The 14,421-nt window shown below is 71.7% G+C and carries 14 protein-coding genes; 7 read left to right on the plus strand and 7 right to left on the minus strand.

What is annotated here, in order from left to right; translation table 11 throughout:
* Positions 1–16 precede the first annotated feature (16 nt).
* The gene (locus AB0H84_RS45005; protein ID WP_357618889.1) at positions 17–685 is read right to left on the minus strand and encodes a TenA family transcriptional regulator; all 669 of its coding nucleotides are present in this window, start codon (positions 683–685) and stop codon (positions 17–19) included.
* Positions 686–833: 148 nt separating this feature from the next.
* On the opposite strand from AB0H84_RS45005, the gene AB0H84_RS45010 reads away from it, so the two are divergent.
* Complete coding sequence (locus AB0H84_RS45010; protein ID WP_357618896.1) at positions 834–1,586, plus strand: SDR family oxidoreductase; 753 nt, start codon at positions 834–836, stop codon at positions 1,584–1,586.
* A 20-nt stretch (positions 1,587–1,606) separates the two neighbouring features.
* Positions 1,607–2,908, plus strand: coding sequence for a cation:proton antiporter (locus AB0H84_RS45015; RefSeq protein WP_357618899.1), 1,302 nt, complete (start codon positions 1,607–1,609; stop codon positions 2,906–2,908).
* 120 nt (positions 2,909–3,028) lie between these two features.
* Here AB0H84_RS45015 and AB0H84_RS45020 read toward each other — a convergent pair whose 3' ends face one another.
* From AB0H84_RS45020 to AB0H84_RS45045, 6 genes are all read right to left on the minus strand, one after another.
* Positions 3,029–4,114, minus strand: a complete 1,086-nt coding sequence (locus tag AB0H84_RS45020; RefSeq protein ID WP_357618902.1) for a beta-ketoacyl synthase N-terminal-like domain-containing protein — start codon at positions 4,112–4,114, stop codon at positions 3,029–3,031.
* Positions 4,111–5,334 carry a beta-ketoacyl-[acyl-carrier-protein] synthase family protein gene (locus tag AB0H84_RS45025; RefSeq protein ID WP_357618905.1) on the minus strand — a complete coding sequence of 408 codons (1,224 nt, stop codon included), beginning with the start codon at positions 5,332–5,334 and terminating at the stop codon, positions 4,111–4,113. Before AB0H84_RS45025 ends, AB0H84_RS45020 begins: the two co-directional genes overlap by 4 nt.
* Entirely contained in the window at positions 5,327–5,593 is a 267-nt protein-coding gene (locus AB0H84_RS45030; protein ID WP_357618908.1) for an acyl carrier protein, read from the minus strand. The genes AB0H84_RS45025 and AB0H84_RS45030 overlap by 8 nt, the downstream gene beginning before the upstream one ends.
* A 12-nt stretch (positions 5,594–5,605) precedes the next feature.
* Positions 5,606–6,553, minus strand: a complete 948-nt coding sequence (locus tag AB0H84_RS45035) for a hypothetical protein (protein WP_357618911.1) — start codon at positions 6,551–6,553, stop codon at positions 5,606–5,608.
* Between the two features lie 53 nt (positions 6,554–6,606).
* Positions 6,607–7,818: a nucleotide disphospho-sugar-binding domain-containing protein gene (locus AB0H84_RS45040; RefSeq protein ID WP_357618914.1), complete on the minus strand. Its 1,212-nt coding sequence runs from the start codon at positions 7,816–7,818 to the stop codon at positions 6,607–6,609.
* A gap of 61 nt (positions 7,819–7,879) precedes the next feature.
* A complete protein-coding gene (locus tag AB0H84_RS45045) occupies positions 7,880–8,245 on the minus strand; it encodes a SchA/CurD-like domain-containing protein (RefSeq protein WP_357618917.1) in 366 nt (121 codons plus the stop codon).
* A 155-nt stretch (positions 8,246–8,400) separates the two neighbouring features.
* Between AB0H84_RS45045 and AB0H84_RS45050 the strand changes: the two genes are divergently transcribed.
* The 5 genes from AB0H84_RS45050 (at position 8,401) to AB0H84_RS45070 (ending at position 14,352) form a co-directional block, all read left to right on the plus strand.
* Positions 8,401–9,957 (plus strand): FAD-dependent monooxygenase, encoded by a 1,557-nt coding sequence (locus tag AB0H84_RS45050; RefSeq protein ID WP_357618920.1) that lies wholly within the window; start codon positions 8,401–8,403, stop codon positions 9,955–9,957.
* A gap of 5 nt (positions 9,958–9,962) precedes the next feature.
* Positions 9,963–11,729 carry a biotin carboxylase N-terminal domain-containing protein gene (locus tag AB0H84_RS45055; RefSeq protein WP_357618939.1) on the plus strand — a complete coding sequence of 589 codons (1,767 nt, stop codon included), beginning with the start codon at positions 9,963–9,965 and terminating at the stop codon, positions 11,727–11,729.
* 140 nt (positions 11,730–11,869) lie between these two features.
* The gene (locus AB0H84_RS45060; protein ID WP_357618923.1) at positions 11,870–13,705 is read left to right on the plus strand and encodes a BTAD domain-containing putative transcriptional regulator; all 1,836 of its coding nucleotides are present in this window, start codon (positions 11,870–11,872) and stop codon (positions 13,703–13,705) included.
* Between the two features lie 9 nt (positions 13,706–13,714).
* Positions 13,715–14,035, plus strand: a complete 321-nt coding sequence (locus AB0H84_RS45065; RefSeq protein ID WP_344986199.1) for an antibiotic biosynthesis monooxygenase family protein — start codon at positions 13,715–13,717, stop codon at positions 14,033–14,035.
* Positions 14,035–14,352: an antibiotic biosynthesis monooxygenase gene (locus tag AB0H84_RS45070; protein ID WP_357618926.1), complete on the plus strand. Its 318-nt coding sequence runs from the start codon at positions 14,035–14,037 to the stop codon at positions 14,350–14,352. The genes AB0H84_RS45065 and AB0H84_RS45070 overlap by 1 nt, the downstream gene beginning before the upstream one ends.
* Positions 14,353–14,421 lie beyond the last annotated feature (69 nt).

Below are 14,421 nucleotides of genomic sequence, written 5' to 3' on the forward strand. Positions count from 1 at the left end.
TCGGCGACCTTTCTCCTCAAACCGGCCAGGAGGGCTGCCGCAGGCAGCATTCCGCGAAGGCCCATTCGTAACGGATGCTGGTGGAGAACTGCTCGACGATGAGCCGACGCTCCGCGGCCGAGCAGCTCTCGCCGGCCCGGTCGATCATGTCCAGGAACGCCCGCACGGCGTACCCGTAGGACTCGCCCGGGTGGTAGACCTCGATCCACGGCAGGTAGCGGGAGCCGGGAGTGGCGTTGATCTTCAGGTTGTCGGACACCTCGGCGTTGAACCAGACCATGGGCAGCAGCGCGCCGATCCCGGCGTAGAAGGAGCGCGCGGTGGCGGCCGCGAAGAAGGACGCGTGCGCGTGCGTGGCCGGATCCACCGGGATCTGCTCGCCGAGCTCCGGCAGGCCGAGCTCGCCGGCCAGCCGAGTGTAGGCCTGGCGCAGCCGGTCCTTGGCCTCGAGCGTGCCCGCCACGGACTGGCCGAGCAGGAACGCGTCGGCGTCCTCGGGAGCGGCGGCGGCGCACCGGGCCAGCGCGCGGGCGTAGGCGGGCAGCAGGAAGCCGGTGTCCTGCTGGACGAAATAGGCGAGGGCCTCGCCGGGCAGCGAGCCGTCGCGAAGGCCAGACCAGAACGGATGGTCCTGCACCTTCCGTAACACCGGGTCCCTGATCTCCATGAGCTCTTCGTGCAGCATCGGCCTTCCCCTGTCGTCGTGAACTCCGTTCCGGACGGTAGGGACCCGTCCTAGAAGCCCTCTGGAGTCCGGCACCAGGCGGTGACCAGCCGTTCTCGAGCCCGCTGCCGCACAGTGGTGGCTCCCAACGCCGACTTAAGGACGTCACATGGATCTTGGCTTGGCGGACAAGCGGGTACTGATCACCGGCGCCACCCGGGGCATCGGCCTGGCCACGGCCCGCGTCTTCGCCGCGGAAGGGGCGCGGGTCGCCATCACGTATCACACCTCCGACGCCGCGGCCAAGCGCGTGGTCGAGGAGCTGGGCGGCGAGGACCGGGCGTGTGCCTTGCCGTACGACCTGGCCGATCCGGACTCCATCAGGCAGGCCGTGTCGGCCGTCGAGGAGCGCTGGGGCGGGGTCGACGTCGTCGTGGCCAACGCGCAGTCGTGGGTGTGGATCAACCCCGAGGACATCCCGCCCTACCAGGACTTCCCCATGGATCACTGGCTCGGGCTGTTCCGCGAGAACGTCGAAGGCCACCTGTGGACCGTCCGCCAGGCGCTGGGCGGCATGCGGGAGCGCGGGTGGGGCCGGATCGTGCTGCTGTCGTCGGTGACCGCGACCCATGGCAATCCCGGTTCCGAGCTCTACAGCGCGGCCAAGGCGGCGCTGCACGGGTTCGTCCGCGGGCTGATGTGGACGCGCGACGGAGTGCTCGCGAACGTGGTCGCGCCCGGCGGCACGCTGACGGAGAGCCTGGAGGCCGTGGACCCCGCGCTCCTGGCGCGGGCCGTGGAGGAGACCCCGAGCGGGCGCCTCAGCACGGCGGACGACGTCGCGCGCCTCATCGTCTTCCTGTGCTCCGAGGCCAACGGCAACATCAACGGCGAAGTCGTGCACACCGCCGGCGGGCGCTGACCGAGAGCTGAGGGTCGAACATGCATCTCACCACTCCGGTGCCGCCCATCGCGGCGGACAGTCTCCTGCTCTTCCTGCTCCAGACCGGGCTGCTCCTGCTGGTCGCCCTGGTGCTCGGCAGGCTCGCCACCAGGCTCGGGCTGCCCGCGCTGGTGGGCGAGCTGGGCACCGGCGTCCTGCTCGGCCCCTCCCTGCTGGGCCACGTCGCGCCGGGGGTGTCGGACTGGCTGCTGCCCAGGGACGCCGCCCAGTTCCACCTGCTCGACGCGGTGGGCCAGATCGGCGTCCTGCTGCTGGTCGGCATCACCGGCATGCACCTGGACCTCGACCTGATCAAGCGCAAGGGCACGACCGCCGTCCGGGTCAGCGCCGCCGGGCTCCTGGTGCCGCTGCTCTGCGGGGTCGGGGTGGGGCTGCTGCTGCCCGCCTCGCTCATGGCCGGGCAGGGCGACAGAACGGTCTTCGCCCTGTTCCTCGGCGTCGCGCTGTGCGTGAGCGCCATCCCGGTGATCGCCAAGACGCTCATGGACATGAACCTGCTGCACCGCGAGGTCGGCCAGCTCACCCTGGCCGCGGGCACGGTCGACGACGTCTTCGGCTGGCTGATGCTCTCGGTCGTCTCCGCCATGGCCACCACCGGCCTGCGCGCGGGCAGCATCGTCCAGTCCCTGGTGGCCCTGGCCGTCTTCATCACCCTGGCGGTCACGGTCGGGCGGACGGCCGTCGGGGTGCTCCTGCGGCCGGTCAGCAGGCCGGGTTCGCCGGGCCCGGCGATCGCCGCCGTGGTGATCCTGCTCCTCGGGGGCGCCGCCGCCACTCACGCCCTCGGGCTCGAGGCGGTCTTCGGCGCCTTCATCCTGGGCATCCTCATCGGTCAGGCGCCCGGCTTCGACCTGAGCCTGCTCGCGCCCCTTCGTACGGTCGTGCTGGCCGTACTGGCCCCGATCTTCTTCGCCACGGCCGGGCTGCGCATGGACCTGACGGCGCTCGGCGACTCCGCGATCCTGCTGGCCGCCCTCGCGGTGGTGGCGATCGCGATCGCCGGCAAGTTCGTCGGCGCCTTCATCGGCGCGCTGAGCAGCCGCCTCACGCGCTGGGAGGCCCTGGCGCTGGGGGCCGGGATGAACGCCAGAGGCGTGATCGAGGTGATCGTCGCGATGGTGGGCCTGCGGCTCGGGGTGCTGAACACCGCGAGTTACACCATCCTCATCCTGGTCGCCGTCTTCACGTCCCTCATGGCGCCGCCGCTGCTGCGCCTGGCGATGGCCCGCGTGGCCGTCCAGCCCGGAGAGCGCGAACGCGAGTTGCGGACGGTGGCATAGCACCGCCGAAGAAATCCGGCATCGTCGCTTGGAACGCCGAACAGACCGGCACCGTCGCCTAGCACGCCGAAGAGACCGGCCCGGAGATGCTCTCCGGGCCGGTCTCTTCTTTGCGCCGGCTCAGCCAGGGTGGCGCAGCACCAGGCAGCCGACGTTCCCGTCGTCACCGGTGACGACGACCAGGGCCACCGCTCCCGCCGCGGCCGGAGCGGTGCGCCAGGTCGCGAGCACGTCCGCCAGCTGCAGCGCGGCCGTGGCGCTGAAGCTCTCGCCCAGCAGGGTCGCCGTCCTCAGCTGTGCGGGCAGCGACCCGCCCAGGGCGTCGCCGACGCCGGCCTCCTCGGCCGCTCTCAGCCCGCGCAGGACCGACGCGCTCAAGGAGATGGCGGTGACCGCCGCGCCGGGCACGCCGCTGCGCTCCAGTGCACGGCCGACGCAGGTGGCCACGCCCTGCCGTACGTCGGACATGCCCAGGGTGCCGACCTCGCAGGCGAGCACCTCGGCCAGCGCCGCGCGGCCGGCCGCGGCGGCGCCTTCGGCGCTCTCCATGACGAAGACCGCCGCCCCCTCCCCCACCGCCGCGTCCGGCGCCAGCGCGCCGGACAGGTGCCAGGCCCACGCGGATTGCGGGCACAGCTCCTCCACCGCACCGACCAGGGCGCGGTCGATGTGGCCCTGGATGATCGCGTTCCTGGCGTAGCTGACCGCGCCGAGGCCCGACACGCGGCCGTCGGCGATCGTGGCGTTCACGCCGCGCAGCGAGTTCCAGATCGCGATCTGGCTCGCGCAGAAGTTCATCACCGACGGCGGGAAGAGCGTGGCCTGCACCAGGTAGGGCTTCTCCCGCACCAGCGTCTCGCGGGAGAACTCGCTGGAGCTGCGGATGCTGCCAGTGCTGGTCCCGATCACCACGCCGGTTCTGGCGCGGTCCTCCTCGCTCAGGGCGGTCTCCAGCGTCGCCAGCGCGCGGTTGCTCGCCACCAGGGCGAGCCGGGTGGTCCGGTCCAGGGTTCTGATCCCCTTTTTGCCCAGGTACTCCTCGACCCTGAGGTCGGGGATCACCGCGAGCGGGATGGGCGGGTACTCCCCTTCGGGAGGCTCCGCCTGTCCTGTCCCGTTCCGGGGAGCGGTGAGCGCCTCCAGGCCGATGCCCGAGGGCGAGACCACGCCGCAACCGGTGATCACGAGTGGCGCCGACGTCGTCACGCGACCCTCCCCAGGATGGTGATCGCATTGTTGCCGCCGAAGGCGAAGCCGTGGTTCTGCACGATCCGCGGCGAGGCCGGCCGGCCCGTCCCCGGTACGCAGTCCACCCCCGGACCCAGCGCCGGATCGATCTCCGTCACGTTGGCCGTGGGCGGCAGGAACCCGTCATGCAGCGCCATGCAGCAGATCAGCGCGCCGAAGCCGCTGGCGGCGCCCATCGTGTGCCCGATCATGGATTTGATCGAGCTGATCGGCGGCAGCCTGTCGCCGAACACCTCACGCACCGCCTTCACCTCCGTGGCGTCGTTGGTCGGGGTGCCCGTGCCGTGCGCGCAGATGTAGTCGATGTCCTCGGTACGCACCCCGGCGTTCCGGTGCGCGGCCCTGATGCACTCCGCGATGCTCGTCGGGTCGGGCGCCACCGGGTGCTTGGCGTCGCAGTTGACGCCGTATCCGAGCACTTCCGCATAGATACGGGCGCCTCGGGCGAGTGCCCCCTCCAGCGGCTCCAGGAACAGCGCGACGCCGCCCTCGGCGGTGAGGATCCCCGAGCGGTGCGTGTCGAAGGGCCGGCACACCGACTCGGCCAGCGCCCCGAGCCGGTAGAAACCGGCATGCTCCCAGCGGTTGACCGAATCGGCACCGCCGCTGATCATGAAGTCCGCCTCGCCGGTACGCACCAGGTCGTACGCGTAGCCGAGCGTGTAATTGCTCGCCGAGCAGGCCGTCGCGATGGTGTGGGCCTCCCCGGTGAGGGCGAGCTCGGCGTTGACCGCGGTGGCGATGCGGTTGGCCGGCGCCCGGCGGGCCAGGACCGGGTCGATGTCCTTGAGCCCTTGGTCGACCCACTGGCTCACCAGCTCCTCGATCACCGCCGACTCGCCGAGCGTCGTCCCGATCGCCGAACCCGCGCGCGACGCCGAGACCTGGGCGGGGTCGATCTCGGCGTCGATCAGCGCCAGCCGCGCGGCGGAGGCCGCGAACAGGCTGCTGCGGCCCCACTCCTCGACCCGCAGCCGGCGCAGCACCTGGCCGGGGTCGAAGTCGTGGACCTCGCCCGCGTAGGTGTGCGGGAACCCGCTCGCGTCGAAACTCCGGATGGGCGACACGCCGTTCCGCCCCGCCCTGATGGCGTCGGCGAAGGCGCGCGCCCCCGTTCCGAGGCTGCTCACCGCTCCGAGCCCGGTGACCACGACCCGGCGCGACGCCGTTTCAGGCATCGGTGCCCTCGTAACGGAGCACGAGCTCCACCACGGCCCCCAGGTTGACCATCTCGGGAAGGGCCTCGCTCGGGATGCGCACGCCCATGGATCGCTCGATGCTGGCGATGATGTCAATGGCCAGCAGCGAGTCGGCGCCGTGCTGGTTGACGAAGTCGCTGGTGTACGTCAGCTCGTCCGGCTCGATCTCCAGGACGTCGACGAGGATGTCACGGATCTGCTGGAGCCGCTCGGCCTGGATCGCCACGTGGGACATCATGCTTCCTTTCGGTTAGGCGGCGCCCTCGAGCGCCCGGTGGATCATTTCCGCGGCTTGCCGGTTGCCGTCGTCGGTGAAGTGCACGGTGTCCGCGAACGCGTCGCCCTCGAACAGGTCGGCCGACAGGTTCAGGAACGAGATCCCCAGGTCGGCGCAGCCCTTGGCGTACAGGGCGGCGTAGGCGTCCCAGTTCTCCTCGATGGCGCTGTGCAGGACGCCGAAGACGGGTGCGTCGAAGTCGTACCGTGCCTTCTCCTCGGGGCTGAGCTGTCTCGTGCGCGAGGTCACGAGCGGCTGCAGGCAGAACAGGACCCGGGTACGGTCGCCGGCCGCCCGCGCGAGGAAGCCGAGGTGCTCGAGCCGCCTGCGCGCGGCCGCCTCCATCCGCGGCACGGCGTCGGCGAGGTTCCAGGCCGGGGTCCTGTCGCGCTTGCGGCGGCGGGACTCGAGGTCGGGGACCTCCTCGCCGGCGGCGAGGGTGGCCAGGTCGAACAGCGGGATCTCGGCGAGCTCGGTGAACGTGCGCTCGTAGGAGACCGCGCCGAACAGCCCGCTCGGGTCGAGCGAGCCGACCAGATTGACGAAGTCGGGGCCGCCGCCGATGACCACCACGGTGGACGCCGCGTGCAGGAACGGTGTGGCGGCGACGAGCTCCTGGAGGGAGACCGCCGCGCACAGGCCCAGGTTGAGCTGCCGGGTCCCGGAGGCGAAGGCCAGGTGCGAGGGAGGCGAGTGGCGGTCGGAGGTCGCCGCGAGGCCGACGGCCACCGAGTTGCCCAGCACTATGCCGCCGCCGCCCGCGGCCAGCCACGAGGTGGTGTCCACCGTGCCGAACGGCGAGTCCGAGAGGCGAAAGCCCTCCTCATCGGTGTTGAGCACGGAGGAACGGTGACCGGGAGGCAGGGTGAAGCCGAGGAAGGGATGCGGATAGAGATCGATGCCGTGCCTTTCGAGCAGCATCCCGCCACGGTGTCGCCGAGCGAATGACTCGTGCGCGAATTTCGGGGTGGATCTCATTGTTCGACAGTCACCGCAGCCGGTTGAGGGCGGCTCGCGCCCGGCTCGACGAGGCTCTCCAGCGACCTCACGACCTGGGCCGGGGACGGCTGGCCGGACATCTCGGCCTGCAGCCGCCGCGCGGCGGCCCGGTGCTCCGGTTTGGCCATCAGCTCGGCGAGGAGGTCCCTGATCGCCTTCGGCTCGGCGTCCTGCGCCGCGAGCACCAGGCCGGCGCCCACCTCGGCCAGCCGCCCGGCGTGGCGCTGGTGGTCGGGCAGCCGCGGGAGGTGCAGCTGCGGCAGCCCGTGCGCCAGCCCGGTCAGCAGGGTGCCCGCGCCGCCGTGGGCCACGACGACGTCGCAGGACGGCAGCAGGAGATCGAGCGGCGTTCCCTCGGTGACGTACGCACCGGGCGGCAGCTCGCCGAGCAGCGGCCGCTGCTCCGGCGTGACCGCGACCACCACTTCCACGTCGAGGTCGCCGATCGCCCTGGCCACCTGCCCTGCCAGGAAGAGCTCCGGAGCCACCCGGCTCGGCGTGGTGCCCCAGGTGACGCAGACGCGCGGCCGGCCGGACGGCGCGGGCAGGCCGGCGGGCAGGCTGCCCGGGCCGTTGTGGGGCAGATACCGCATCGGCAGGCGGCGGGAGCCGACGGGAACCTGGAGCCCGGCGGGGCACGGGTCCACGGACGCCACGCCGAACGGATCGACGGCGTCCAGCCCCAGCTTCTCGCTGAGCGGGGCGAGCGCGTCCAGGAGGAACCGCCCGACGACGCTCATGAGATCGGTGCCGAACAGGTGCCGCACGGCGGGGATGCCGAGCGCGGCGGCGGCCAGCGCTCCCGCGAAGGCGGTGGGCTCGAACACGACGAGGTCCGCGCGCCACCGCCTCCCCAGCGCGACGAGATCGTCCGTCATCGCCTCCGCCAGCTCGGCCAGCAGCCCGAAGACCCGCGGCCCGCCGCCCGCCGGCCGCTGCGCCGACGGCGACGGCTGCGAAGGCGGCGACTGCTGCGACGGCGGGAACACGATGTCGTGGAAGGTCGCCAGCGCGTCCACGTCCCGCCCGACCGGCGCCGCCGGCAGGCCGGTACGCAGGATCGCGCCGGTGAGCTCCGGCTGGCTCGCCACCAGCACGTCGTGCCCGGCGGCCCGGCAGGCCCACGCGAGCGGCACCATCGCGTACAGGTGGGACGGCCACGCCCAGGTCGTGAAGATTATCCGCATGCGCCCAGGGCACCACGGGCCGGTTGCCGCTGCCTCGAGCAGTGCTGGAGGCGCCCTCGACTCACCGGGGCACGGCCAGCTGGGTGATCGAGCGGAGCATGCTGCTCTTGAACGTCCGGACGAACCCCTCGGGGGTGCCGGTGTCGCGCGGGGAGTTGAGGAACGGCTTGAGCTTGCGCTCGACCTCCTGGACGCCCGGCTGGACGGCCATGTGCCGCGCCACCGCGTCGAGGTCGCCCTCGAACTCGATGAAGCGGACCAGCAGGTTGTCCCTGATGAACACCGCCGTGGCCAGGATCCGCCCGGCCTGCTCGCCGTCGGCCCCCGGCACGACCGCCGACCTCGGCCGCTGGAAGCCGGAGAAGACCTCCGCGACCTGGTCCTCGTAGCCGCTCTTGATGTCATAGGTGATCGCCGTGAAGGGCATCGTGTCCTCCCAAGGGGAATCCGGTCCGTACGGGACGCAGCATGCACCGCCGTACTCGGACGGGACTCGAAGCCACCCGTGACCCGAGCGAGGCTTGAGCCTGCCGTGGAACCCTCCGGCAAGCGCACCGATGCAGCCGGAGAAGGAGAGCATTGATGACGACGCCTGACGAGAACGCCCCGGTCCTCATCGTCGGTGGCGGGTATGCGGGCCTGGCCTCGGCACTGTTCCTGTCGGGGCAGGGCGTGCGCCCGGTGCTGGTCGACAAGCAATCGGGCGTGTCCATCCAGGGCCGCGCACGCGGGATCAACCAGCGGACCATGGAGCTCTACCGCCCCCTGGGCCTGGCCGCGCGCATCGCGGCGGCCGGCGCGCCGTTCGACGCCGAATCGGGCGTCGTACGGTGCGAGAGCCTCGCGGGCGAGTGGACGTGGCTGCTGGACGACGACTCGCCGCGGGCCTTTCCCGAGCTGACCGCCGGCGAGTACGTCATGGCCGACCAGCGCAGCGTGGAACCGATCCTGATCGAGGCCGCCCGCGGGCTGGGGGCCGACATCCGGTTCGACACGCAGTGCCTCTCGGTCGACGTGGACGATGACGGTGTAACGGCGGTGACCGAGGACCGCATCAGCGGGGAGCGGCGCACCATACGGTCGGACTATCTGATCGCGGCCGACGGCTTCCGCGGCGCCATCAGGCGCCGGCTCGGCATCGACCACACGGGGCCGGGGGTCACCCAGAACTGGGTCACCTTCATCGTCGAGGCGGACCTGGCGGAGCTCGTCACCCAGCGGGCCATGCTCTGGATCGTGGTCAACGCCGAGATCGGCTTCGGCTCGTTCCTCACCACCGCCGTCCCCGGCCAGTGGGCGATCAGCTTCACCTACGACCCCGCCAAGGAGTCCCCCGCCGACTTCACCCCGGCGCGCTGCGAGAAGGTGGCCAGAACGGTCATCGGACGGGACGTCCCGGTCACCGTCCTGGACATCGCCTGCTGGGAGGAGGCGGTCGGGGTCGCCGACCGCTACCGCCACGGCCGGGTCTTCCTCGCCGGCGACTCCGCGCACGTCTGGTCGCCCGCCGGCGCGATGGGGGCGAACGCCGCCGTCCAGGACGCGCACAACCTGGCCTGGAAGCTCGCCGGGGTGCTCGGCGGGTGGGCGGGGGCGGGCCTGCTCGACACCTACGAGCCCGAGCGCAGGCCGGTGGCGCGGACGCTGGCGGAGATCACCGTACGGCGGCAGCAGGCCAGGTTCTCGGACCAGCCGTACGAGGACGACGTGGACGACCTGGTCTGCGCCCTCGGCCAGCGCTACGGGCACGAGTCGGTCTACGGCGACCGGGTGGTGGCGCGAGCCGTTCCCGGGGCCCGCGCGCCGCACCTGTGGCTGCGCCACGAGGGACGGCGGATCACCGTGCACGACCTGTTCCACGACGCGTTCGTGCTGCTCACCGGGGCCGACGGCGCCGGGTGGACGGAGGCGGCGGACAAGTGCGCCGCCCAGCTGGGCGTCCCGTTGCGGGCCTACCGCGTCGGCCGCGAGGTGATCGACGTGGACGGCGCGTGGGAGGAGCGCTACGGCGCCGGCCGGGACGGGGCGGTGCTCGTACGGCCCGACGGCTACGTGGCCTGGTGCGGCCCCGCGCCGGACGCCGACCCCGAGGCGACGCTCCGCGGCGTGCTCGGCCGGACCCTGGCGAGGACGTCATGAGCGGCATCTCCAAGGTCCTGATCGTCAACCGCGGCGAGATCGCGGTACGGATCGCCAGAGCCTGCAAGGACCTGGGCCTGACCAGCATCGCCATCTACTCCGAACAGGACCTGGACGCCCTGCACGTCAGGCTCGCCGACGAGGCGTACGCGCTCGGCGGGACCAGCCCGGCCGAGACGTACCTGGACATCGAGAAGGTGCTGGCGGTCGCCGCCCGCTCCGGCGCGGACGCGGTCCATCCCGGCTACGGGTTCCTGGCCGAGAACGCCGACTTCGCCGAGGCCGTCCTGGAGGCGGGGCTGACCTGGGTCGGCCCGCCGCCCGCCGCGATCAGGGCGCTGGGCGACAAGGTCGCCGCGCGGCACATCGCGCAGAAGGTCGGCGCGCCGATGGTGGCCGGCACCGGCGAGCCGGTCGCCGGTGTGGAGGAGGTGCTGGCCTTCGCCGCCGAGCACGGGCTCCCGATCGCGATCAAGGCGGCGTACGGCGGAGGCGGCCGGGGGCTGAAGGTCGCCGCCACGATGGCGGAGATCCCGGAGGCGTACGAGTCGGCGGTGCGCGAGGCGGTCACGGCCTTCGGGCGCGGTGAATGCTTCGTGGAGCGCTATCTGGAGCGGCCTCGTCACGTGGAGACCCAGTGCCTGGCCGACGCGTACGGAGAGGTCGTGGTGGTCTCGACGCGCGACTGCTCGCTGCAGCGGCGCCACCAGAAGCTCGTCGAGGAGGCGCCGGCCCCGTTCCTGACCGCCGAGCAGCGGGCGCAGCTCTACAGCAGCTCCAAGGCGATCCTGCGCGAGGCCGGCTACGTCGGCGCGGGCACCTGCGAGTTCCTCATCGGCCTGGACGGCGTCGTCTCGTTCCTCGAGGTGAACACCCGGCTGCAGGTCGAGCACCCGGTCACCGAGGAGGTGACGGGCATCGACCTGGTGCGGGAGATGTTCCGCATCGCCGAGGGCGAGCCCCTCGGCTACGGCGACCCGGAGCCGCGCGGCCACTCGATCGAGTTCCGGATCAACGCCGAGGACGCCGGGCGCGGGTTCCTGCCCGCCCCGGGCACGATCGCGGCCTTCCGCCCGCCGAGCGGGCCGGGCGTGCGGCTGGACTCCGGGTACACGTCGGGCCAGGAGGTGCCGAGGGAGTTCGACTCGCTGATCGCCAAGCTGGTCGTGACGGGAGGCGATCGCGAGCAGGCGCTGCGGCGGGCCCGGCGGGCGCTGGCCGAGTTCGAGATCGAGGGGTTGCCCACGCTCCTGCCCTTCCACCGCGCCGCCGTGGAGGAGCCCGCCTTCACGGGCGAGCCGTTCGCCGTGCACACCCGGTGGATCGAGACCGAGTTCGCCAATCCCGTCGAGCCGCACCCGCACACCGCGGCCGTCCCGGCGCAGGCCGCGCCCCGCGAGCGCGTCAGCGTCGAGGTGGACGGCCGTCGCCTCGAGGTCGTGCTGCCCACCGGCCTGACCAACGGGCTCGCCAACGGGCCCGTGAACGGTGCGGCGGCGCCCCGCCGCACCGCCGCCAGGGCGTCGACTTCGGCAGGCGCGGACAGCGACGCGCTGGTCAGCTCGATGCAGGGCACCGTCGTCAAGGTCTTCGCGGCCGACGGCGACACCGTCGAGGAGGGCGAGACCATCCTGGTCATCGAGGCGATGAAGATGGAGCAGCCCGTCACCGCCCACAAACCGGGCGTGGTCACCGGCCTCTCCGCGACCCCGGGAGAGAGTGTCTCGTCCGGCGCCGTCCTGTGCCGGATCACCCCTAGTACCGACCAGTAGGCCGCTAACCCGCCACCCTAGGGGTTGCTAGGCGAGAAGCTCAAAAATTAGCCTTCGAGTGGAATTGATGCCGGACGTCCGAATTCCGCCGGAATCAACGTTGATTCCCTCAACATGCCGTGCGCAGATTGAAGGGCACAATGAGCTTCCGCATCCTCGGCCCGCTCGCTGTCATACACGAGGGCAGGGACATCACTCCCACAGCACCCAAGGTCCGCCAGGTCCTGGCCTTCCTCTTGGTACGCAAGGGCCAGATCGTGCAAATCAGTGAATTCATCGACGAATTATGGGGAGATCATCCGCCTGAGAGCGCGATGACGACCCTGCAGACCTACATCTACAAACTCAGGAAAGAAGTGCTCGACCCCTCGGGCCTGGCACGTTTGCACACGCAGCAGTGCGGTTATCTGCTGGAAGTTCCGGACGAAAGCGTCGATGTCGGAATCTTTGAAAAGGCGACGCGTGAAGGCCGTTTGACGCTGGAGAGCGGCGACGCGCAGCGCGCCGGCGAGCTGCTGTCCGAGGCGTTGAGCGTGTGGCGTGGCCAGGCCCTCCTCGGCGTCACCACGGGCGAGATCCTCTCCGCCCACGTGACCCGCCTGGAGGAGAACCGGCTGCGGGCCCTTGAGCTGCACATCGATGCCGACATGCGCCTCGGCCGCTATCGCGAGCTCATCAGCGAGCTGAAGACGCTCGTGCACGGCTATCCCCTGCACGAGCGTTTCTACGGCGACCTCATGACGGCCCTGAACCGCTCCGGGCGCCGGTACGAGGCGCTGGAGGTCTACCGGCAGCTGCGCAAGGTGCTGATCGACGAGCTCGGGCTCGAACCGTCCGCCGCCCTGCAGCGCCTCCACCAGTCGCTGCTGAGCGCCGACGCCCCCAAACCGGCCGGGGCCGCCCCTGCCCAGCCGCAGGGCAGCACCACCACCCCGCCGCCGGCCGCGCTGACCGTCCCCGCGCAGCTGCCGCCCGACATCTCCGACTTCACGGGGCGGGTGGCGGAGCTCGCCCGGCTCGCCCAGGTCCTGGCAGCGCCCCAGCCCGGCAGCACGGCGGCCCGGACGATATCGATCACGGGGATGGGCGGCGTGGGGAAGACGACCCTGGCGCTGCACGCCGCGCACCTGCACCGGGCGCAGTTCCCCGACGGCCAGCTCTTCACCGACCTGCACGGCGCGTCCGAGACGCCGGCGGCGCCGGGTGACGTCCTCGCCGGCTTCCTGCGCTCGGTCGGGGTGCCGGAGCAGCAGATCCCGCCGACGCTCGAGGAGCGGAGCAACCTCTTCCGCACCTGGAGCAACAACCGGCGGATCCTGGTCGTCCTCGACAACGCCAGCGACGCCGCCCAGGTGACCCCGCTGCTGCCGGCGACACCCCACTGCGTGGTGATCGTCACCAGCCGGGAGGGGCTGCAGAGCATGCCGGGCGTGACCAACGTCGAGCTCGGCGTCATGAGCCTGTCCGAAGGCACGCAGCTGCTCGGCCGCATCATCGGCGCCGAACGGGTGGCCGCCGAGCCGGAGCGCGCCGAGACGATCGTCGAGCTCTGCGGGCGGCTGCCCCGGGCCCTGCGCTGCGTCGGCTCCCGTCTCGCCGCCGCCAGGGTCTGGTCGCTGCAGAAGATGGCGGCGCTGCTGGAGTCGTCCCCGGCGCCCCTCGACCAGCTGCGCTTCGCCGAGTTCGACGTGCGGGCGGACTACGACCACGCCTATTTCCGGCTCGACCCGCACGACCGCAGCACGCTCCGCCTGCTCAGCCTGCTCCCCGCGCAGGACTTCACCGCCGTGACGGCCGCCGGGCTGCTCGGCAACGCCACCGACGCGGTGGAGGCCCGGCTGACCCGCCTGGCCGGCTGCCATCTGCTCGACGTACGGGCGGACGACGCCGGCAGCATCCGCTACGGCATGCACAGACTCACCCGGCTCTACGCACGTGAACGGTTGAACCGCGAGTTTCTCCAACCCGAGGATTGAGGTCATCTCATGTCACAGTCGCAGCCCGTCTTCCGCGTCCTGCTCCGCATGAACATCCACTCCGGCATGGAGGAGGAGTTCGAGAGGACGTGGTACCAGGTCGGCAAGGCCGTCACCGACCACCCCGCCAACCTCGGCCAGTGGCTCTCCAAGAGCGAGGAGGAGGAAGGCGTCTACTACATCATGAGCGACTGGGCCGACGAGCCGCGCTTCCGCGAGTTCGAGCACAGCGCCGGGCACCTCGAGCACCGCACCAAGCTCCACCCGTTCCGCTCCGGCGGGACGATGACGACCATGCAGGTCGTGTACGCGATGGGGGGAAAGCGCTGATGCCCACGGCACGAGCCAGGGTGCTGATCTACGCCGTCGCGCCGTCCGAGGAGCCCGACGCGGTGGAGTCGGCGTACCACCAGATCAGCAGCGCCCTGTCGGGCACGCCCGGCCTGCTCGGCAACGAACTGCTGCGGGCCGCCGACGACCCCGCGGCGTTCGTCGTGATGAGCGAGTGGGAGAGCCTGGCCGCGTTCCGCCGCTGGGAGGAGGGCGCGGGGCACCGGGACACGACGGCTCCGCTCCGCCGCCACCAGCGGGCGCCCGGCGGCAGGCCGTTCGGCATCTACGAGGTCACCGCGGCCTACTCGGCGTGAGCGCCGTCCCGGACGAACCGGCAGAACTCCGCCATGATCTGCGCGTCCGCTCCCCCGTGCGACCCCTCC

This window comes from Nonomuraea sp. NPDC050786 (genome assembly GCF_040654115.1).
Lineage (GTDB): Bacteria > Actinomycetota > Actinomycetes > Streptosporangiales > Streptosporangiaceae > Nonomuraea.